Raw genomic sequence first — 20,681 nt, 5'->3', positions numbered from 1 at the left:
CGGTCTGGGCGTTAAAAGTTAAAAAGCCCGCATCGCGGGCTTTAGCCATCCGCCGTTAACGGAACGGCGGTTCGTTAAAGGTACGCAGCTTGCGGGAATGCAGCCGATCGCCCTCGGCGCGCAGCAGGTCGATAGCGCAAATGCCGATCTGCAGATGCTCCGAGATCGCGCCTTCATAGAAACGGTTGGCCTGCCCGGGCAGTTTGATTTCGCCGTGCAGCGGTTTGTCGGACACGCACAGCAATGTGCCGTAAGGCACCCGGAAACGGTAACCCTGAGCGGCGATGGTGGCGCTTTCCATGTCCACCGCCACGGCGCGGCTGAGGTTAAAGCGCAGCGCCGAGGCCGAGTAGCGCAACTCCCAGTTACGGTCGTCGGTGGTGACTACCGTGCCGGTTCGCAGGCGTTGTTTAACCTCTTCGCCGGGCATGCCGCTGACCATTTTGGTGGCGTCATACAGCGCGCGCTGCACCTCGGCAATGCTGGGGATTGGGATGTCCGGCGGCAGTACCGAATCCAGCACGTGATCGTCGCGCAGGTAGGCGTGGGCCAAAACGTAGTCGCCAATCGACTGGCTTTCGCGCAGGCCGCCGCAGTGGCCGATCATCAGCCAGGCACTGGGGCGCAATACTGCCAAATGGTCGCAGATGGTCTTGGCGTTGGACGGGCCGACGCCGATATTGATCAGGGTGATGCCCTGGCCGGTACGAGAAATCAGATGGTAGGCCGGCATCTGGTGGTTCTTCCAGGCCAGGTCGGACACTGCCTGGTCCGGCGCGGTGGTTTCCGGCGTGATATAGATGCCACCGGCACTCGACAGCGCAATGTAAGGGCTGGCCGGATCGGCTATCTCGGCGCAGGCCCAGCGAACAAACTCATCCACGTAGCGGGTGTAGTTGGTGAACAGCACGAACGGCTGGAAATGCTCTACCGGGGTACCGGTGTAGTGCCGCAGCCGCGCCAGCGAAAAATCGGCCCGTAAGGCGTCGAAATGCGAAAGCGGGAAGGTGCTGGTGGCATGGAACAGGCCGTCGGCGGTTTCGTCGCCAATTTGCGCCAATTCGGTGGTGGGGAAATGCTGTGCCAGGCTGGCGCTCATGGAGCGATCCAGCATCAGATTGGAGCCGTCAATCACGTAGGGGAAAGGAATTTCCTGCTGTGATGGCCGCACTTCGATATGCGCATCGTATTCACTCGCCAGCATGGTCAGTTGTTCGGTCAGATAGTGGCGAAACAGCTGCGGGCGGGTAATGGTGGTGGTGTAGCAGCCGGTATGGGTGAAACGGCCATAGGCGCGGGTTTTGGTCTGACCGGGCGATTTTCCATCCCAACTGACCCGCAGTTCTGGGTAAACAAACAGCCCTGTGGCGCGGGTCTGCGCGTCGGGCAGCCCACCGTGATTGATAAAATCCCCAACCGCCTGGCGCAGCGCTTCAACCGAGGCTTCGTACAGCGCTTCCAGTTGTTCGATCGCCTGAGCGGGGGTGAGGCCGGTGCCGGATTGCTGACTGCTCATACTCTCTCCTTGGTTCTCCCGGCTATGCGGCGGGAGGCATACGGATGCCAATATCAATTCACAGCAACAGGTTAGCCGAAGACGGGCGTAAAATCTTTATTGAAGGGGAAAAGAAAACGCAGCGGCATGGCGTCTGCCGCTGCGGTGTCGCGATCAGGATGCGGGGGCGGCCTGTTCCACTTTCAGCGAGACCAGGCCAATGCCCAGTTTTTTCGGCGTAAAGCCGCCGCTGGCGCCTTCCTGTGGCTCGGTCGGTGCCGGTGGTGTGATACGGATGTTCTGCGCACCGCCAGGGTTAGCAAAGCGTAGCGTCACGGTAGTGTCCTGCTCGGTGAGCGTCACAAACTGTTCCTGGTCACCGACGCGTACCGAAATTGGTTCGCCAACGTTTTTGCCGTAGGCGCGTGCGCGCAGCACCAAATCAAAGGCTGAAGGCAGTGGGTCGACATAGTCGATGTTCACCGTCGGTGCCAGATTGGCGTCCGACCAGCGGCCCCAGTCCTCGACGGCGGCAACACCGGTAATCGCCTTCACCTGTTCCGGCATGCCCGGCAGCATAAAGGCAATGGCATCTGCGTGATATTTAACCGCCGCATCGTCCACTTTCAGCCGCTCGACGGCATTTTGATATGCGGCCACGCTATCCCCTTCCGGGCTGCTAAAGTTGACCTTGCCACGATAGTTGCCCCCTTTAGCCTGCACGATGTGCGGTGGGGCGGCCAGATTGCCTGAGGCAACGCAGGTCTCGGTACTCAGCGCCAGTTCAGGCGCCCATACCCGGCCAATTTCATAGCACTTGTCGACCCAGACGAATTTTTCACCCGCTCCCAAACCGGCGAGCTGTTTTTTCAGCGGCGTGGACAGATAGACGTTAAACATCGGCTCAATTTTATTGTCCGTCACCTTCAGGATAAACGGCACCTTAAAGGTGATGCCAGAGAAGCTAAAACGGCTGCCCTGGTTATCCAGGTTAAAGTTGCTGATGTTGTTGGGGAAGCCCCATTGTTTCACCACCGCCGGTTTCCAGGCGTTGATTTTCTCATCGATATTCAGGAACACGGTGGCCAGCGTTGGGCTGGAGAGGCTGCTGCGGCCAAGGCCAATGTAGTTATCGCCGCCCATCACGTCCAGCACCGTGGCGCCGTTGTCCAGCGTGCTGCGTTTCTCGTTATGCAGCGCGGTCTGTGGGTGGGTGCCGTCGATAATAAAGAACAGATTGCGGCGTTTCTGCTTGGTCAGAATGTCATAAGCGGTGTTGTTCATCGCCAGGTGATCCGAAGACACCACGATAACGGTATTTTTGAAGTACTCGGACGCTTTGATTTTGTCGATTAGTGCCGCGATATGTTGCTGGCTACAGGCCACCGCGCTTAGCGAGCGGTTTTCCTTGTTCTGCCAACTGAACGACTTTTTGCTGCAACTGGCGGAGATAAAACCGTCCGGGTGATGGGTGTCGACGGTCAGCGCAAACAGCGAGAACTTTTTATCCTGTTTCGACAGCTCGACAAACTTGTCGAACACCAGATCCAGCACGGTATCGTCGTACCAGCCCCAGTCATTTTTGTAGCCCGGATCGCTGACCTGCCCACGCAACTCCTTGAAGCCATACGCATGGTCAAAACCGTGCGATTTCAGGAAGGTATCTTTGCCGGCGAAGGCCAGTTCGGCACCCTGATAAAAGTAGTTGTCGTAACCGGCGGATTTCAACACGTCACCCAGGCAGACGTTTTCCGGATAAAAGGTGGAAACGGCGCTGGAGGCGTTGCCGTCAAAGGGGGCAAACAGCGGGATCCCGCACTGCGAAGACACCATACCGGCAATGGTATAGCCGGTGCCGGGTAGCTGTTGGGTATTGCTGAAATCGATACTGTTTGCGCGGTGCTGGTTCAGTTCGTCGGTCAGGCCGGGGAAGAGATCCGCATCCAGATAGGTTCTCTCCAGGCTTTCGGCATAGATATACACCAGGTTCGGCGCTTTACTCTGCATGCTCTTTTTCGGGGCTTTGTAATAGGTATCAAAGTCGGCGGTGTCACCGCTAATCTGGCTTCTGACCAGCAGGGAGATATCCTGAAAGGCCGGGGTGGTGCCGACGGAAAACAGCGCCAGCAGCACGGCGAGCACGCTATAAACCACGCTGCTGCTTTTTGCCTTGCGCCGTACCAGGCTCCAGGTCAGCACGGCGAAGATCAGTGCCAGCACCGCCAACAGGCCGATAAACGGCAGCAGGTATTTACCAACGCCGGCACCCTTCAGGCTGCTGGTGAGGGTGTAGAGCACCGCATCGGTAATGCCATCGCCGGTAAAGTAGTTACTGGCGATCAGCACCACGTTAAGGATCAGATAGCTGCCCAACAGCGTCAGCAGGGCGGCCAGCCACCAGCGGTTGGCGGCGGCTCGGGTCCGGTAGATGAGAATTGAGGCTAAAAAAAGTGCAAATGAAATTAATGCTGAAACCATCCACCGTACCCTGTCTGATTAAAAAGAAAATCTTAACTGCTCTGACAAATGCTATTGAGCCGCGCACAGCGCGAAAGAGGAAGGGTATAGCGCATTGAAAGCACCAGGGTCAATGCGTGTTTGCATTGCCTCGCCGCGGCAGAGTGCGATTGGCGTTTTTTGTGACATTACTGTGACACTAATCACGTCTGAGAGCAGCAGAGCGCAAAATAGGCCCTCTCCTTCGGGAGAGGGTCAGGGAGAGGGGAAACAGACCAACGCGCCCTTTAAGGCAACTCCACCGCATACTGCTCTACCGGGGTGATTTTCTTGATCAGCTTATTGTCGAACAGGAACTGTTCATAGGCCTGATAGCGCGCTTTATCCAGCCTGGCCGGATCGCGGGCGAACAGCGGCAGGCTGGCCTGCCAGGCCTGTTTGTTGAACTCAGTATTGAGTTCCGGGTGGGCCTTGGCGAACGCCAGCCAGCTTTCCTGTGGGTGAGCCTGCAGGTAATCGTTGCCTTTTTTCAGCGCCGTGAGGAATTTTTTGATTTTCGGCTCGCCCACCGCGTCGCGATTGGCGACGATAATCAGTTCGTCGTAGGCCGGCACGCCGTAGTCTTCCACGTTAAACACCACCGGATCCTTGCCCTGCAACTTTAGCTCCAGCGCTTCGATATTACGATATCCGCCAATCACCGCATCAACCTGACCTGCCAGCAGGGCGCTGGTCAGTTGGAAATTAACGTTGATCAACTTACCGTCGCCAGGGTTGAGGTGTTCATGCTTGAACATGGTTGCCAGCGTGGCCTGTTCGATGCCGCTGACCGAGTAACCGATTTTTTTGCCCTTCAGCCCCGCCGGGGTGGTAATGCTTTTATCCAGCGTAATCACGGTATTGAGCGGTGAATTAATCAGGGTACCCACGCGCATCAGCGGCAGACCCTGATCGGCAAAGAAATGCAGCTGCGGCTGATAGGTGATGGCCAGATCGGCCTGTTTTGCCGCCACCAACCTTGGTGGTAACGCCGGATCGGAAGGCGGTACAATCTTGACGTCCAGGCCTTCGGCCTTGAAGGCACCAATCTGCTCGGCCACCATAATCGGCGCGTGATCGGGGTTGATATACCAGTCGAGCACCAGCGTCAGTTTTTCTGCGGCGGTAGCTTGCCCGGCCAGCGTAGTGCAGAGTATCAGTCCGCAGAGGGTATTTTTAATCATTGTGGATCCCTTGTTATCAGTCATTTTCCGGCGCCCAGTCGATCAGGCGCAGCAGCAGCGCGTCTACCGTCACCCAAAGCAGGATGGTCATCAGCACCAGAATAAACAGCGCGGCAAAACAGACGTCGGTCTGCATGCGCGCGTTGGCGTTCAGCATTACGTAACCCAAACCTTCCGCCGAGCCGACCCATTCACCGATGATCGCGCCGATCGGGGCGACGGCGGCGGCCATGCGCAGCCCGGAGCCAAAGGCCGGCAGTGCCGCCATCAGCCGCACGTGCCGCAGTTGCGCCCAGGGAGAAGCGCGCAGGGTGCGGGCCAGATCGAGATAATCGTTATTGACACGGCGCAGTCCGTCGAAGAAGGCTGAGGTGACCGGGAAGAAGATCACCAATACGGCCATCACCACCTTGGCGCTCATGCCAAAACCGAACCACAGCACCAACAGCGGGGCCAGTGCAAACACCGGGATAGCCTGACTGGTCAGCACCAGCGGCATTAGCCAGCGTTGCAGCCGCGGGGAATAAATCATGCACAGCGCCAGTACGGCACCGAGCAACACCCCGGCCAACAGGCCGCAGGCGATCTCGGCGGCGGTGATCAGCGTGTGGTAACCGAGGTAAGCCCGGTCGTTCCACAGCGCCTGCGCGACTGAAGAGGGCGAAGGCAGCAGAAAAGCCGGAATATCACCCAGAGTGACCAGTCCCCACAGCAATAGCAGGCCGGCAAACACCATCAGGCTGCGGCGCATCTGCGACAGACGGCTTTCAATCTGTGGTTTCATCCGGCGGCCCTCACCAGTTGCAACAACAGCTCGCTCTGGCTTTTTAGCAGTTGAGGATCGTCCGGTGCGCGCGGCGGCAAACCTTCGATAACATGGCTATCGTCAATACCGGCGGGATAGCGGGACAGTACCAGCAGGTGATGGCTGAGACGGCAGGCTTCCATTGGGTCGTGGGTAATCAGCAATACGGTGTGCTGCGCCAGCAGTTCGGCGGCCAGTTGCTGGATCATGGCGCGGGTAATGGTGTCCAGCGCCGAGAAAGGCTCATCCATCAGCACAATCGGCTGGCGCTCATACAGGGTACGGGCGATGGCGGCGCGCTGGCGCATGCCACCGGACAGCGCAGCAGGCAAGGCATTGCCATAGCCACTCAGCCCCACGCGTTCCCGCAGGTGTTCCGCCCAGGGCCGATCGACCTTTTCACCGCGCAGCCGCGCGCCGAGGCTGATGTTCTGGTCAATGGTCAGCCACGGATAGAGCAAATCCTTTTGCCCCATATAAGCGATGCGCCCGGCAATCGGCAGGCCATCACTGCCGGTCACCGAGCCGGAGGTGGGTTTTTCCAGCCCGGCAATAATCTTCAACAGGCTGGTTTTGCCCGCGCCGCTGGCGCCGAGCAGGGCAACAAAACTGCCGCCTGCGATATCGAAGCTCAGTCGCTCGAAAATCACCTGCTGACCAAAGCGCAGGGTTAAATCCCGCACCTGAATACCCGGCCGAACGCCATGGTGTTGCGCGTTGCCTATACTCATTGGGCATTCAGCCCCATTTGCCAGAAGGCAGATTCCAGTCGGGTGGCGGTGGTGAAAATCTCTGACAGTTCGCCCAGGCGGCTTTCTGCACCGCGCTGACGGCCGACGTTTTCCAGCAGATCGATAGCGGCCTGCACCCCGGTCAGATAGCCCGGATCGCCATAGTTGCGGATCCACGAGGCGTAAGGGTTGCCCTCCATCACCGTGGCAGGGTCGCCCAGCAGCCGCAGGCCAATCTCGGCATAGCCGGCGACGCAGGGCAACAGCGCCGCCAGCAGGTCGAGAGCGTCCCCGGAGTGGCCGATATCGAGTACATAACGGGTGTAATTGAGGGTTTCTGCGGCTTCTGGCTCGGCGGCAATCTGCGGCTCGCTGAGGTCCCAGTCGGCGCAATAGGCCAGATGCAAAGGCAGCTCGGCGACAATCGCATTGAGCGAGGCGGTGGCCGTGCGCATCTCCGGCAGGGTGCGCAGTTTACTGACCAGCAGGGCGTAAGCGCGGGCAAAGTGGATCAGGAACAGATAGTCCTGGGTCAGATAGCGGCGGAAAGCAGGTTCGGGTAGCGTACCGGCGGCCAGTTGCTGAATAAAGGGGTGAGCGACATAGTCCTGCCAGTGGCTACCGGCGCGCAGGCGCAGTTGGCCGTAGAGACCGTCGTCGAATTGGGGAGTAAACATGGGACCTCCAAAAGTGAGTGGAGATCCGGGCGCGCTGAGGTATGAACAGGCAATGACTGATAGCGTTATTGCCGACCCGTCCCTTCGCTGGCATGACCCAGATCAGGTTCAAAGGGTTCGGCTTGCGCCATCTCAGCCCATTACAGGACACCCCTCGGAGGAGCCTGTTATACGATATTTACTTTTTGATTACAATGTTTGGGCGGGGGGAAGCCTGGAGGATTTTCTCTGCCAAAAACGGTTCGTTTAGTGCGGTCGAAGACAATTTTTCTGGCCTGACAGGGGGCATATTTGTCACTGTAATCCGGTCATAATTGAACCTAAGGACACCACCCATGAAGAAAATTGGATTTCTCTCTTTTGGCCACTGGACGCCTTCGTCACAGTCGGGCACCCGTTCGGCCGGCGATGCGTTGCTGCAATCGATCGACCTGGCCGTCGCGGCAGAAGAGCTGGGGGCGGATGGGGCCTATTTCCGCGTGCATCACTTTGCACGCCAGCTTGGCTCGCCATTCCCGCTGTTGGCTGTCATCGGTGCCAAAACCCAGCGTATTGAGATTGGTACCGGCGTGATCGACATGCGCTATGAAAACCCGCTGTATATGGTTGAAGACGCCGGAGCCGCCGACCTGATTTCAGGCGGACGCTTGCAGCTTGGCATCAGCCGCGGTTCTCCCGAGCAGGTGATTGATGGCTGGCGTTACTTTGGTTACACGCCTGCGGACGGCGAGACCGAAGCCGATATGGCCCGCCGCCACACCGAAGTGCTGCTTGATGCGCTGCGCGGTGAAGGCTTTGCCGAACCCAGCCCGCAGCCGATGTTCCCTAATCCTCCCGGTCTACTGCGCGTTGAACCCTTCTCCGCGGGGCTGCGGGATCGCATCTGGTGGGGTGCCAGCTCAGACGCCACGGCAGTTTGGGCCGCGAAGCTGGGGATGAACCTGCAAAGCTCGACGCTGAAAAACGACGAAACCGGCGAGCCGTTCCACGTGCAGCAGGCCAAACAGATCCGCGCTTACCGCGAGGCCTGGAAGCTGGCAGGGCATAAACGAGAGCCACGGGTGTCGGTCAGCCGCAGCATTTTTGCGCTGATGAACCAGCAGGACCGCAGTTACTTCGGCAATAGCGGGCAGGAGGGCGATCAGGTGGGCTATATCGGCGATCAGACCCGGGCGATATTCGGCCGCAGTTATGCCGCCGAGCCGGAGCTATTGATCAAACAGCTGGCGCAGGATGAAGCCATTGCTGAAGCGGATACCTTGCTGCTGACGGTGCCAAACCAGTTGGGCGTTGAGTATAACGCCCATGTGATTGAGTCGATCCTGAAGCATATTGCACCGGCGCTGGACTGGCGCTGATAAGTCGCGTACCGAAAGCCCGCCAGCCTCTCCGGTGGCGGGCTTGACTTATTTTGCTCATTTTGTATTTTAAGGACATGCATACTTTTCTGATTATCGTCCCCGAAGGGGGCATGTTATTTGAGTCGGCAGGCATCGCCGACATCCTGATGCAAGCCAATCGCTTGAGGCCCAACGACGCTCCACTCTACCGGATGTCGCTGGCCACCACCCAATCTCACCGGGTGGTGCATGGGTCGTCCGGCTTGAATCTGTTGGCCGATCATCGTCTTTCAGATCTCGACCCAGAGCAGGAACGCGACACCATCATAGTGACCGGAAAAGGCGCGACCGAGGAAGAGAGTGCCTATGTTGTCGACTGGCTACGGCGTGCCGCACCCCAGGCGCGGCGTATTGCGTCGGTTTGCGGTGGGGCGTTGCTGCTGGCCGAAGCCGGTTTGCTGGATGGACGCCGGGCGACCACCCATTGGCGATTACTGGAAACCTTGCAGACTCGTTTCCCAAAAGTGCAGGTCGAAAATGGGCCGTTGTACGTGCAGGATGGTTCCGTCTGGACTTCGGGCGGGGTCAGTTCCGGCTTCGATCTCACCCTGGCGCTGGTGGAAGACGATTACGGTTTTGTTCAGGCGCGTGAAGTGGCGCAAGATCTGGTGATGTTCCTGCGTCGGCCTGGTGGTCAGGCGCAGTTCAGCCGTTACCCGTTGAATCAGGCTAAAACCCCTGGCCCAATCCGCGATCTTCAGTCGTGGATCCTGGAGAATCTGGCCGCAGACCTTTCCGTTGAGCAGTTGGCGGAACGGGTTGCCATGAGTCCGCGTAACTTTACCCGGGTGTTCACGCGTGAAACCGGTATTTCCCCCGCCAAATTTGTTGAAGAAGGGCGTTTATATCTGGCCCGGCAACGCCTGGAGCAGAGTGCGGAAGGTATTGAGCAAATCGCCATCAGTTGCGGGTTTGGCAATGGCCTCAATCTGCGGCGCGTTTTTGAGCGGCATTTGCAACTCTCACCTACCGAGTATCGCGAGCGTTTTCATTCCCGCATGTTGGCCTAAATTGATCTACAAACGTCATTTACGTCATATCTCTCCCGGTTTAGATTGGTGACAGAGCCAATAATGAAGGAGTAGATCATGGTCAAAGTAGGCATTAATGGATTCGGCAGGATCGGCAGGAACGTGTTGCGCGCGGCGTTAGGTCGCAGTGACTTTCAGGTTGTGGCAATCAATGATTTGACTGACAGCAAAACCCTGGCGCACCTGCTGAAATACGATTCGCTTTCAGGCACTCTGGCAGCCAGCGTCGAAGCCGGTGAGAACCAGTTGCTGCTCGATGGTCGGCCGATTCATGTTTTCTCCGAAAGAGATCCGGCTGCCATCCCATGGAGCAGCGTGGGTGTTGAGGTAGTGATTGAGGCGACGGGCTTCTTTACCGACAAAGCCAAGGCCGAAGTGCACATCACCCAAGGCGGAGCCAAGCGAGTCATTATCTCGGCACCGGGCAAGGACGATGATATTACGCTGGTGCTGGGCGTTAACCATCAGCAATACGATCCGGCCAAACATTTTGTGGTCAGCAACGGCAGCTGTACCACTAACGGCCTGGCCCCTGCCGCCCAGGTATTGCATCAGGCATTCGGTATTGAATACGGTTTGATGAATACTACCCATGCTTACACCAATAGCCAGGCACTGCATGACCAACCGGAAAAAGACCTGCGCGGTGCCCGTGCCGCAGCGGAGTCGATTGTGCCTTATTCCAGCGGTGCCGCCAAAGCGCTCGGCAAGGTGATCCCGGAGCTGGACGGTCGCCTGACCGGTTACTCGCTGCGGGTGCCGGTACCGGTAGTGTCTATCGTGGACTTAACGGTCACGCTGAAACGTGAAGTGACGGCCGAAGAGATCAACGCGGCTTTCCGCCAGGCCGCCGAATCCGGTCCTCTCAAGGATATTCTCGGCTACAGCGATGAGCCTTTGGTGTCCAGTGATTATAGAGGCGACCCGCGTTCGTCGGTGATTGATGGGCTTTCCACGCTGGTGATTGGCGGTAATTTGGTCAAGATCCTCGCCTGGTACGACAACGAGTGGGGCTTCTCTAACCGGCTGGTGGATCTGGCGGTTCTGATGGAAAAACGCGGTTTGTAAAAGAGTAGGGGCGCTGCATGCTGCGCCCCTGTAGTGAACCCGGTCAAGTTACAGTTGCGCGATCTGCATTAAATCTTGTTTGGCCCCTGGCGCGACCGCCAGCACCGGCCCGCCGCGCAGCAGATGTTCCCCGTCGGTATTAAACGGATGGGTCCAGCCACCGGCTTCATTGACCAGGCAGTAACCCGCCAGACAATCCCATGCGTGCATATAAGGCTCGTAATAACCCACCAGTCTTCCTGCGGCAACCCAGGCCAGCATCATGGCACCGGAACCGTTACGGAAGAAATTGCCGCCCACCGCGGTGATCGCGGCGGCTATTTCGCCAACGCGCTCGGGCGTTACATAGCTGTTGGCACCAAAACCGGTAACGTGGTTTTGCATGGTGCGCTGTGGATCCACCCGCAGCGATTTGCCATTAAGCGTGGCACCTGCACCGCGTGCCGCAACAAAGCACTCTTGCTGACAAGGGGCGACGATCACCCCGATCACCGGCTCACCCTGATGAATAACCGCAATCGATACACACCAGTTCGGCATACCGTTAACGAAAGGGCTGGTGCCGTCGATCGGATCTACCACCCAGGTGTAGCCAGAGTCACCCGGCTGCAGGCCAAACTCCTCCCCCAAAAAACCGTCGTCCGGGAACTGCTGGGCGATTTTCTCGCGGATCAGCAATTCAACTTCGCGGTCGGCAATCGATACCACGTCCTGCGCATCGCGTTTGGTTTCAATCACCAGGCTTTCGCGGCGGTTAAAATAGTCCAGCGCTTTGTCGCCGGCTGCACGCGCCGCCTGTTCGGCCAGCGTCAGGCGTTGGGAAATCAGCTCATTCATTTTAGCTCCTTAATATTTTGCGGCTTACTGGGCAATCAGCGCCAGCCCCTGAGATTTGAAATCAATGGCCACGCGAGTGGTCGGCGTCAGCTGGCGTTCCATCTGCACATCGACAATAAACAACGCGCCGAGGTCGGTCTTCACTTCATATTCGATATGGTCCCCCAGCCAGGCGCTGTGGGTTACTTCGCCATTTAATGCGCCGGTCTGCTCTGGCCGCAGGGTAATAAACTGCGGCCGCACCGAAAGCTGGGCGGCGCCGGGGCGCGCTTTGGCACCCGGCACCCGATACTGACGGCTGCCGAGGGTGATCAGCGCCTCGCCGTTATCCACCCGCTCAATGTCACAGGGCAGAATATTGGCCTCGCCCATAAAGTCGGCGATAAACACCGAAGCCGGTGAGTGATAGAGCTCCTGTGGCGCACCCTGTTGGGCAATATGCCCTTCTTTCATGACGATAATCTTATCGGAGACCGCCAAAGCCTCTTCCTGATCGTGAGTGACATACACTGCAGTAAAGCCGAGGCGCTGTTGCAAGTCGCGGATCTCGGTGCGCACCCGGCGACGCAGTCGCTCGTCAAGATTGGATAGCGGCTCGTCGAGCAGCAGCACCTGGGGTTCTAAAACCAGCGCACGCGACACGGCAATGCGCTGCTGCTGGCCGCCAGAGAGTTCGGCGGGCAGGCGTTGGCCCATGTTTTCCAGACCGACCAGTTTCAAGCCCTCACGCGCCCGATCCTGCGCTTCTTTACGCGGCAGGCCGCTGGCGAGCAGGCCGTACATCACGTTGTCCAGCGCATTCATATGCGGGAACAGGGCGTAGGACTGGAACACCATAGCCACGTCGCGCTCATTGGCAGGCAGATGCGTGACATCTTTGCCGCCGATCAGAATACGTCCTGAAGTGGGGTGTTCCAGGCCGGCCAGCAGGCGCAGGGTAGTGGTTTTGCCGCAGCCCGAAGGGCCGAGCAGCGTCACCAGCGTTCCGGGTTCGACGGTGAGCGAAAGGCCGGGCAGGGCGGTGAAGTCGGCAAACTGTTTGGTGACGTTCTCAAACACCACCGAGCCGGAGCGAATGGCAGTCATAGGGCATTCTCCTGATGTAAGGCCGCGGGTGGCGTCACCGGCGGGGTAGCAGTTATTGCGCGGCGCAGGCGACGTTCGCCAACCAGTAACTGGAAGCTGAGGATCACCGCCAGCATCACCACGATAAGCACCGAGGAGTAGGCGATAGCCACGCCGTATTCCCCGTTTTCGACCAGCCCGACGATGTAGGAGGTGGCCATGTTGTACTGGGCGCTGACCAGGAAAATCACCGCGCTGATCGAGGTAATTGCCCGCACAAAGGCATAAACCAGAGCTGCGCTGATAGCGGGTTTCAGCAGCGGCAGGATCACTTTGCGCAGGGTGCGGAAACTGCTGGCGCGTAGCGTCAGCGAGGCTTCATCCAGGCTGCGATCCAGCTGGCTCATGGCGGCGATGCCACCGCGCACGCCGACCGGCATATTGCGGAACACGAAGCAGGCCACCAGGATCAGTGCGGTACCGGTGATCTCCAGCGGCGGCAGGTTATACGCCATGATGTAACTGACGCCGATCACCGTGCCGGGAATGGCAAAGCTGAGCATCAACATAAACTCAAAGGTCTGGCGCCCGGCAAACTTCTGCCGCACGATCAGCCAGGCGGTGAGCAGGCCAACAATGGCGGTCAGCGGCGCGGCGATCAGGGCAATTTCCAGCGTGGTCCAGAACGAGTTCCAGGCGACCCCGGTCCAGACTATCTGGCCGCTGTTCCACTGGAAACCGAAGGCGCGGGCGTAATGAGCCAGCGTCAGGCTGTTATCCAGCCCCCAGGACTGTACAAAACCACCGATCAGGATCATGCCGTAGACCACCAGCGTGAATAGCCCCCAGGGGATCACCAACGCGTACACGCCATAGCGCAAGCCGCGTGGCAGCCCACAGTGGGTGCCGGAATCTCCTTTGCCGGTGACGGTGGCGAAGTTTTTCCCCGCCAGCCACTGGCGCTGCAAGATAAAGGCACTGAGGGTGAAGCACAGCAGGATGATCGCCAGTACGGCGGCGCGGCTTGGATCGTTTTGCGCCCCCACCACCGAGAAGAAGATCTCGGTCGACAGCACGCCGTGGCTGCCCCCCAGCACCATCGGATTGCCGAAGTCCGCCATGCTTTCGATAAAGCTGATCAGGAAGGCGTTGGCCAGACCGGGGGCCATCAGCGGCAGTGAAACATAGCGGAAAGTGCGCCAGCGGTTGGCGCGCAGCGTCTGTGAGGCTTCTTCCAGCGAGGGGCTGACCCCTTCCACCACGCCAATCAGCACCAGGAAGGCTATCGGGGTGAAAGAGAGCACCTGAGCAATCCAGATGCCGGTCAGGCCATACAGCCAGCGGCCTGGCTCGATGCCAAACAGGCTGGCGAGCAGTTCGGTAACCACGCCCGCGCGGCCAAACAGCAGCATCAGCGCCAGCCCAATCACAAACGGTGGCGTGATGATCGGCAGTACGGTCAGCAGGCGCAGCCCTTTTTTGAACGGCAGCGGCGTGCGGGTGGCGGCCAGCGCAAAAGCCAGGCCGAGCAGCGTGGAACCACTGGCGGTCATCAACGCCAGGGTCAGGGTGCGCCAGGCTGTACCGCAACTGCCGCCTTTCAGGCAACCCAGGCTCCAGATGGCCGGATCCTGCATATTGGCGATCAGGCCGTCGGGTTTAAACGAGCCGTCCACGTCCTGTACCGAGGAGACAAGCATGCTCAGAACCGGGTAGAGCACGAAGGTGGTCACCAGCGCGACCAGCAGCACAATGGCGGCCACCACAAAGGCATCCCCCTTCAGCACGCCGCGTTCGGCCAGTGCAAAAGAGAACAACAGCAAAAAGGTGGTGATCAGCAAAATGGCACCGGCGCCAAAGGCGGGTTGGCCGTCGCTGAGCGTGCCGAACAGCTGCTCGCTCCACTGCCAGTTCCAACCGCTGTAGCCGATGGCGTGGCCTTCAAACAGCAAAAATACGATGCCGACGACGCTGGCGCACATCAGCAGTTGCGAGCGCAGGCGGCTCACCGGCAGCAGGCGTGCCGGCGCGCAAACCAGCAGCATCAGCAGGGCAATCAGCAGCCAGGGGCGTTGAAAGGTCAGTATTTGCCACAGCGCGGGGGCACTGGCCTGATCCCGCCACAGCGTACTCAGCCAGCCAAAGTCGAAGAACCCGGCTTCCTGGCTGTACCAGGGCAGTAGCAATACGGCCAGTGCGCCCAGCACGAGGGCCCCGTCCAGGCGGCGGTTTTGAGCATTCATCATAACCTCGAGAGTTCATTTTTCCGTCACTGCGCTTTGCATGGGCGAGAGTTACCTCGCCCGGTTTGTCTCAGAGCGCGTCACATTCGGGAGGAAAGGGACGTGAATTATTGGGCGCTGGCGCCGATCTCTTTATCCCAGCGGCTGAGCAGTGCCTTGCGTTTTTCTGTCGCGCCGTAGGTTTTAAAGTCGTAATCGATCAGTTTGATGTTCTCAAAGCGTGGCGCATATTCGGAAATCGCCGCGTTACGATTTGACGGCAACTGGAAGGATTTGGCGTCTTTCATGTGCGATTGCGCATCAGCGCTGAGCGCCCAGTCGTACCACACCTTGGCCTCATTGAGGTTGCGTGCGCCTTTGACGATCGACATCGAACCAATTTCAAAACCTGTGCCTTCGCACGGGGCTACTGCTTTGATCGGGAAGCCATCGACCTGCATCGCGACGGCATCATGCATAAACACGATACCGACGGTGGTTTCGCCGCGTGCCGCTGCCTTCACCGGCGCCGAGCCGGATTTGGTGTACTGCGAGATATTGGCGTTGAGTTTTTTCAGGTAGTCGAAGGCCGGTTCTTCGCCCATGATCTGCACCAGCGTGGCGAGGGTGTTGTAAGCGGTACCGGAAGAATTTGGGTTAGCCATCTGGATCTCGCCTTTGTAGGCCGGGTCCAGCAGGTCGCTCCAGCAGGCAGGCACCTTGAGTTTTTTCTCCGCCAATAGCCTGGTGTTGTAACCCCAACCCAGCGCCCCGGCATAAACACCCACGGTGCGGTAACCGGCGCTTTCCGCCTGTTTGCGTGCCCAGTCGTGCTGTTGATCAAGCAACGGGGATTTATAAGGCTGGGTTAACCCTTCGTCCGCGGCCTGCATATGCGGATCGCCAGTGCCTGCCCACCAAATATCGGTGCGCGGATTACGGGCTTCGGTACGAATACGTGCGTAGGCTTCCCCGGCGGAGAGGCGCACCATACTGACTTTGATATCCGGATGCTGTTTCTCGAACAGGTTGGTCATCTGTTCGCAGACCACCACATCGGCGGAGCAGATCATGTTCAATTTCCCAGCGGCGAAAACAGGTGAAGCAGAGAGTGCAGAGCCAGCGGCGAGGACCGCTATCAGAGTAACGCGATGCATGGTGTTCTCCTTGGTTGTGTAGGGTGGCGATACGTTGTCGCCTATTCTTTTTGCACGTGTGTGCAAATAACTAGAGGATAAAAATTGTGCTGTCAATCGCGCAATGAAACAATTCAACCTTCTCGTCACAAAAATGAAACATTTTTACCGATAAAAATTTGCACAGCTTTGCAAAGTGCGGCAAACTTTTCGCAGAGCAGAAAATGGATGGATATGAAGATGGCGGTGGACAAGGCGATGATCAGTGCGAAAGACGTGGCGGAATTGGCTGGGGTTTCCCGATCGGCGGTCTCGCGGACTTATACGTCTGGTGCCAGCGTGTCGGCGGCGACCCGCGAGAAGGTGATGCGGGCGGCTGAAGAACTGGGATATCACGTTAACCATTTGGCTCGGGGATTGGTGCGTAACCGCAGCGGCATTGTTTGCCTGATTGTTTCAGAGTTGGCGACCCCTTACCGGGCCAGCCTGGTGCGTTTGCTGACCCAGCATTTGCAGGATGCGGGTAAAATCGCCATGTTGATTAACACCGATCGCTCCGATGACAGCGTCTCTCAGGCGCTGCAACAGGCAATAAACTTTCGGGCGGATGCCTCCTTTGTGCTATCCGGCATGCCCGACAGCGCCATTGCCCGGCTGTGTCACAGGCACGGCCAGCGGCTGGTGCTGATTAACCGTGATGACACCTTGCCCGGCTCACTCAGTATCCGGCTGGATAACGAAGAGGCGGCGGGCAGGGTGGTGATGGCGTTTGCTCGTGCGGGCTGCCAGCGCATTGCTTTTGCCAACTCTTTGGCCTGTACGCCCAGCCTGATGGCGCGTGAACGGGGTTTTCTGCAGGCAGCGGAAGCGGCGGGGTTACCGGTGAGCGTCGAGCGCTTCGGTACCACCTCCTATGAGAGCGGTCAGATCCTGGCGCACCGCCTGTTGACCCGGCGCGAGCGGCCTGATGCTGTGTTTTGCGTCACGGATTTATTGGCCTGCGGCTTTATGGACGAGGCGCGCCATCGTTTTGGGCTGCGTATTCCTGAAGATCTTTGTGTCGCGGGCTACGACGATATTCCGCAGGCGGCCTGGTCTTCTTACCATCTCACCACTTTTACCCAGCCGGTGGCGATATTTGCTCAGGATTCGGTTGCGTGGCTGGTGGCCGAAGAAAAGAAAGAAGAGAGCATGATGCCGGCACTGGGGCAGGAGATGCCGGGTGAAACCCGGCTGTACCATGCCGATTTTGTCTGGCGTGGCACCATTCGCGGGGCCTGAGTTTACTTCATTTCAGATCGCGGCGGGCGGGTGGCTTTGCAGCCACTCCTGACAACAACCCGTTACCCGTTCGGGCTTGTCATCTGTTGGTCGTTCTACGATGTTTTCTGCATAGGGAGGAAGGGTGGCAAGAACGGGCCTCAAAAATTCTGCTCGAAGCGAGATTGTGTCCAAAGGGCTCTGACAGTCTGCTGTTGCCAAAGCGGACGTTACTGATTTTAACCTTCAGAAAAGGTAGGCGTACCAACCGATGTAACAAATGTCTGCTAAAATTTCATATGGTTTTTTAAGGAGAATAGATTTCATATGCGAATTCCTGATTATCCTTCGCGAGATTCTGATAAATGGGCACAGGTAGACGCCTGGTTTTCTGAAAAGCTCGCCCCTGAAGACTCAGATTTAAAATACACTCTCGCTAATAACATAGATCAAGGATTGCCCACACACGATGTATCTGCTTTGCAGGGGAAAATGCTGGCCATTTTCATTCGTATGTCACGTGCTGTCCGTGTTCTTGAAATAGGCACGCTCGGGGGGTATAGCACCATATGGATGGCCAGGGCTCTCCCACCACATGGAAGCGTAACGACAATTGAATTCAACGAGTATCATGCAGAGGTTGCTCGCCAGAATATAAACAAAGCGGGGCTGGCTGAGCGCGTAACGTTGCGTATTGGGGCAGCTCTTGATGTCTTGCCAACACTTAAAGCCCCCTTTGACCTGATTTTTATCGATGCTGATAAAGTGAATAACCCACACTATCTTGAATGGGCTATCAAACTGTCGCAACAAGGTACTGTTATCGTTGGGGATAACACTGTGCGCGGTGGCGGTGTAATCGACTCCAGCAGTGATGATCCGAACGTTAAAGGTCTGCGAGAGTTTGTTCAGATGATTTCTGAGGATGAGCGACTTGAAGCTACAGCAGTACAGACTGTTGGTGAAAAAGGATGGGATGGTTTCGTCATGGCTATCGTTAAAGCCCGGTGATTATATTTTTCGCTAAGAAGAACGAACTCACCGCCAACTCTTAATCACAACTTCTAAAGGATTGTCAAAAGCTGTGCTGCTTGAGTTATGCCCAGAGCTTCAGCTCCTCGCTCAAAGCAGCCCTAAGTTTTGCCTTTGTCTGCTTCGTGCCAAAAGCTGACGTTTCCAACATCTGCTAGCACTAATCGGTGAAGAACAGATCTCACTGCATAGCAATGCAGACGCGCCGGAATTATCAGGGGTGTGTTTCAGGATTCTTGACGGAGAAAGGTAGTGGAAACGGCCCGCCCGTGCCAGAATCGCGCTGAGGGGCCCTGCGGGTGTCAAGGTTCAGTAAAAATGTCTAATCACTGGCTCGGTAGAAATGTCCATATGTTGAAAAGGCCACTGCAAATTTCTCCCGCAGCGACCTCTTTAACATATCGTTATTATGCGAACCAATTTTTTATGACATTATCATATAGTATTGATGCAATGACTGAACTTAGCACTCCAAATAAAACAACTGAAATCAGTGATATTGCCAGCGATAAAATAGGGTGGGACTTTATAAAGTCTGCCCATCTATAATATCGAGTTTTTCTTATTCCATTTAATTCTTTCTTGACTGTTTCAATCAAATTAGTAGGAACTTTTTTTGTGGCTAGTTTATGTTCGCAATCTTTGCATATTATTGGTTTATCGCAAGACTCTATCAAGTCTGTTTTCAACCCATTCATATCAAAAAGACACCCTTTGGTTTCATCATGTGTGAATCCTGGAGTATCGTCATAACTGGGAAGTCGATCCTCAGAACGCTTGTAAGCAAGTGAATATGCATACAAAATTCTATAGACAACATTTTCAAGAGGAATATTTTCATCTTTCAAAAAGTCTTTAACCATGTGAAAGGTGAATACAACTTTATTCTCATTTAATCTACGTGAATACCAATCATATTGTAAAGGGACGCTGGTTATTGCAATTAAGATATCAGCATCATTACAACTTGGTAACTGTTCAGAAATTAAATTATCAGAGAAAGCCCAATAGCCAGGAATATCAGAATCACAGGTTAATGGGTGATCGTCAATAACGCTATTGATTTCAAAGAGACTGGATTTATACTCTGCTATTTTATCTTTATTGAAGCGGGCAGGCATATGACCAAGTGTTACTATTTTTATTCTTACCTTTGACATTATTTATCCTGCAAGGATTACTTATGTGTTTATTAAAAGTTAAATTTCATCGGAGTTCTGTGACACCCGAACTTTATCCCGGTTTCCCGACGTTTTTATTTGTATATTATATCATTGAAGTTATTTGCATTTCTCAGAAATCTTCTCAGGGAGTGATTGCAGTAACTGCAACACAGCGCCAATAGTCAGTGAGTCTGGGGGGGCTGTCAAGTTCACCTTTTACCAAAGATGGCCTCAGATCTCCCCTGAAGCTTTATCATGACTTCAAGCAGGTCATCTTCGTTCAGCGAGCGCAGGGATTTGTTGATGCTCGTAGCATGACGTCTTCGGGAAGGTTCATCGCCAGAAGGTACCGACTGTGTATTTTCAACGTCCGCTCCTCGTTCATAGCAGACCTCGCCACGCTTCGGGCGGTCCGCTATGTGCCAACAGCGGACCTCACACTACCGATTTACGCAGGCGATGAGCTTAAGTACTCTTACCCTCCCGTCCCCTGCTAATGAGACACTGCATGCTAAACGGACTGAACCACATAACAATCGCCGTAAGTGATGTTTCAACAAGTTTTGATTTTTACGTTAATATTCTTGGTTTTATACCTAAGGCCAGATGGGCCAGCGGCGCTTACCTGTGTCTGGGAAATCTGTGGTTATGTCTTTCTGCTGATGTAGTAACTACACGGGAGGATTACACTCATTACGCATTCAGCATCCGAAGCGAAGATTTCGATGTGTATGCTGAACACCTAAAATCATCGGGTGTTACAGAGTGGAAAACAAACAAGAGCGAAGGGAAATCTATCTACTTTTTGGATCCTGATGGACACAAGCTGGAAGTTCATGACGGAGATTTGGATAGCCGCCTCAGCGCCTGTATAACTCATCCTTATGAAAAAATGGAGTTCTTCTAGCCCTTTGAAAGGATGCCAACGCTGTCGTTTGGATAAACCTGATTAAACGGCGTAGGCCAGCCCTGACTCTAAGGAAGCGCTTCTACTTTCAGTACATTTGAAAGTTAACATCCGCTCCTTGCTCACCGATTCGCGCTGACGCGCCAGCTGCCCCGACGGACGAAGAGGGAGG

At 56.3% G+C, this 20,681-nt stretch carries 17 protein-coding genes, 1 pseudogene and 1 riboswitch; of the genes and pseudogenes, 6 read left to right on the top strand and 12 right to left on the bottom strand.

Features of this window, described 5'->3' with window-relative positions:
* Positions 1–55 precede the first annotated feature (55 nt).
* From SERS4_RS0116735 to tenA, 6 genes are all read right to left on the bottom strand, one after another.
* A complete protein-coding gene (locus SERS4_RS0116735) occupies positions 56–1,516 on the bottom strand; it encodes an AMP nucleosidase (RefSeq protein ID WP_012145847.1) in 1,461 nt (486 codons plus the stop codon).
* A 153-nt stretch (positions 1,517–1,669) separates the two neighbouring features.
* Positions 1,670–3,973 (bottom strand): phosphatidylglycerol--membrane-oligosaccharide glycerophosphotransferase, encoded by a 2,304-nt coding sequence (gene opgB / locus SERS4_RS0116730; RefSeq protein WP_017893355.1) that lies wholly within the window; start codon positions 3,971–3,973, stop codon positions 1,670–1,672.
* A 266-nt stretch (positions 3,974–4,239) separates the two neighbouring features.
* The gene (locus SERS4_RS0116725; protein WP_017893354.1) at positions 4,240–5,175 is read right to left on the bottom strand and encodes an ABC transporter substrate-binding protein; all 936 of its coding nucleotides are present in this window, start codon (positions 5,173–5,175) and stop codon (positions 4,240–4,242) included.
* A gap of 16 nt (positions 5,176–5,191) precedes the next feature.
* Positions 5,192–5,959 carry an ABC transporter permease gene (locus SERS4_RS0116720; RefSeq protein ID WP_017893353.1) on the bottom strand — a complete coding sequence of 256 codons (768 nt, stop codon included), beginning with the start codon at positions 5,957–5,959 and terminating at the stop codon, positions 5,192–5,194.
* Positions 5,956–6,711 (bottom strand): ABC transporter ATP-binding protein, encoded by a 756-nt coding sequence (locus SERS4_RS0116715; RefSeq protein ID WP_017893352.1) that lies wholly within the window; start codon positions 6,709–6,711, stop codon positions 5,956–5,958. Before SERS4_RS0116715 ends, SERS4_RS0116720 begins: the two co-directional genes overlap by 4 nt.
* Positions 6,708–7,388 carry a thiaminase II gene (gene tenA, locus SERS4_RS0116710; protein WP_017893351.1) on the bottom strand — a complete coding sequence of 227 codons (681 nt, stop codon included), beginning with the start codon at positions 7,386–7,388 and terminating at the stop codon, positions 6,708–6,710. Before tenA ends, SERS4_RS0116715 begins: the two co-directional genes overlap by 4 nt.
* Before the next feature lie 62 nt (positions 7,389–7,450).
* Positions 7,451–7,553: riboswitch (TPP riboswitch) on the bottom strand.
* A gap of 170 nt (positions 7,554–7,723) precedes the next feature.
* Here tenA and SERS4_RS0116705 point away from each other — a divergent pair.
* The 3 genes from SERS4_RS0116705 (at position 7,724) to gap (ending at position 10,887) form a co-directional block, all read left to right on the top strand.
* Positions 7,724–8,746, top strand: a complete 1,023-nt coding sequence (locus SERS4_RS0116705; RefSeq protein WP_017893350.1) for an LLM class flavin-dependent oxidoreductase — start codon at positions 7,724–7,726, stop codon at positions 8,744–8,746.
* A gap of 77 nt (positions 8,747–8,823) precedes the next feature.
* Entirely contained in the window at positions 8,824–9,798 is a 975-nt protein-coding gene (locus SERS4_RS0116700; RefSeq protein ID WP_017893349.1) for a GlxA family transcriptional regulator, read from the top strand.
* Between the two features lie 78 nt (positions 9,799–9,876).
* Positions 9,877–10,887, top strand: coding sequence for a type I glyceraldehyde-3-phosphate dehydrogenase (gene gap, locus SERS4_RS0116695; protein ID WP_012145839.1), 1,011 nt, complete (start codon positions 9,877–9,879; stop codon positions 10,885–10,887).
* 48 nt (positions 10,888–10,935) lie between these two features.
* Here gap and SERS4_RS0116690 read toward each other — a convergent pair whose 3' ends face one another.
* The 4 genes from SERS4_RS0116690 to SERS4_RS0116675 form a co-directional block, all read right to left on the bottom strand.
* Entirely contained in the window at positions 10,936–11,724 is a 789-nt protein-coding gene (locus SERS4_RS0116690) for an inositol monophosphatase family protein (protein ID WP_017893348.1), read from the bottom strand.
* 24 nt (positions 11,725–11,748) lie between these two features.
* A complete protein-coding gene (locus tag SERS4_RS0116685; protein WP_017893347.1) occupies positions 11,749–12,810 on the bottom strand; it encodes an ABC transporter ATP-binding protein in 1,062 nt (353 codons plus the stop codon).
* Positions 12,807–15,032, bottom strand: coding sequence for an iron ABC transporter permease (locus SERS4_RS0116680; protein ID WP_026142438.1), 2,226 nt, complete (start codon positions 15,030–15,032; stop codon positions 12,807–12,809). Before SERS4_RS0116680 ends, SERS4_RS0116685 begins: the two co-directional genes overlap by 4 nt.
* Before the next feature lie 107 nt (positions 15,033–15,139).
* Positions 15,140–16,168, bottom strand: coding sequence for an ABC transporter substrate-binding protein (locus SERS4_RS0116675; RefSeq protein ID WP_012145835.1), 1,029 nt, complete (start codon positions 16,166–16,168; stop codon positions 15,140–15,142).
* Positions 16,169–16,387: 219 nt separating this feature from the next.
* Here SERS4_RS0116675 and SERS4_RS0116670 point away from each other — a divergent pair, with 219 nt between their 5' ends.
* On the top strand, positions 16,388–17,428 hold the full coding sequence (locus tag SERS4_RS0116670) for a LacI family DNA-binding transcriptional regulator (RefSeq protein WP_026142437.1): 1,041 nt from the start codon (positions 16,388–16,390) through the stop codon (positions 17,426–17,428).
* A gap of 306 nt (positions 17,429–17,734) precedes the next feature.
* Complete coding sequence (locus SERS4_RS0116660; RefSeq protein ID WP_017893343.1) at positions 17,735–18,418, top strand: O-methyltransferase; 684 nt, start codon at positions 17,735–17,737, stop codon at positions 18,416–18,418.
* A 428-nt stretch (positions 18,419–18,846) separates the two neighbouring features.
* Here SERS4_RS0116660 and SERS4_RS0116655 read toward each other — a convergent pair whose 3' ends face one another.
* On the bottom strand, positions 18,847–19,599 hold the full coding sequence (locus SERS4_RS0116655; protein ID WP_017893342.1) for a hypothetical protein: 753 nt from the start codon (positions 19,597–19,599) through the stop codon (positions 18,847–18,849).
* 212 nt (positions 19,600–19,811) lie between these two features.
* Positions 19,812–19,958: pseudogene (locus SERS4_RS27450) on the bottom strand (ISNCY family transposase); the annotation flags it as partial.
* 152 nt (positions 19,959–20,110) lie between these two features.
* Here SERS4_RS27450 and SERS4_RS0116650 point away from each other — a divergent pair.
* Entirely contained in the window at positions 20,111–20,509 is a 399-nt protein-coding gene (locus SERS4_RS0116650; RefSeq protein ID WP_017893341.1) for a VOC family protein, read from the top strand.
* Positions 20,510–20,681: the final 172 nt, after the last annotated feature.

Source organism: Serratia sp. S4 (assembly GCF_000347995.1).
GTDB classification, from domain to species: domain Bacteria; phylum Pseudomonadota; class Gammaproteobacteria; order Enterobacterales; family Enterobacteriaceae; genus Serratia; species Serratia quinivorans.
Note: the sequence above shows the minus strand (reverse complement) of the source record. Positions and strands in the feature narration are given on the sequence as shown.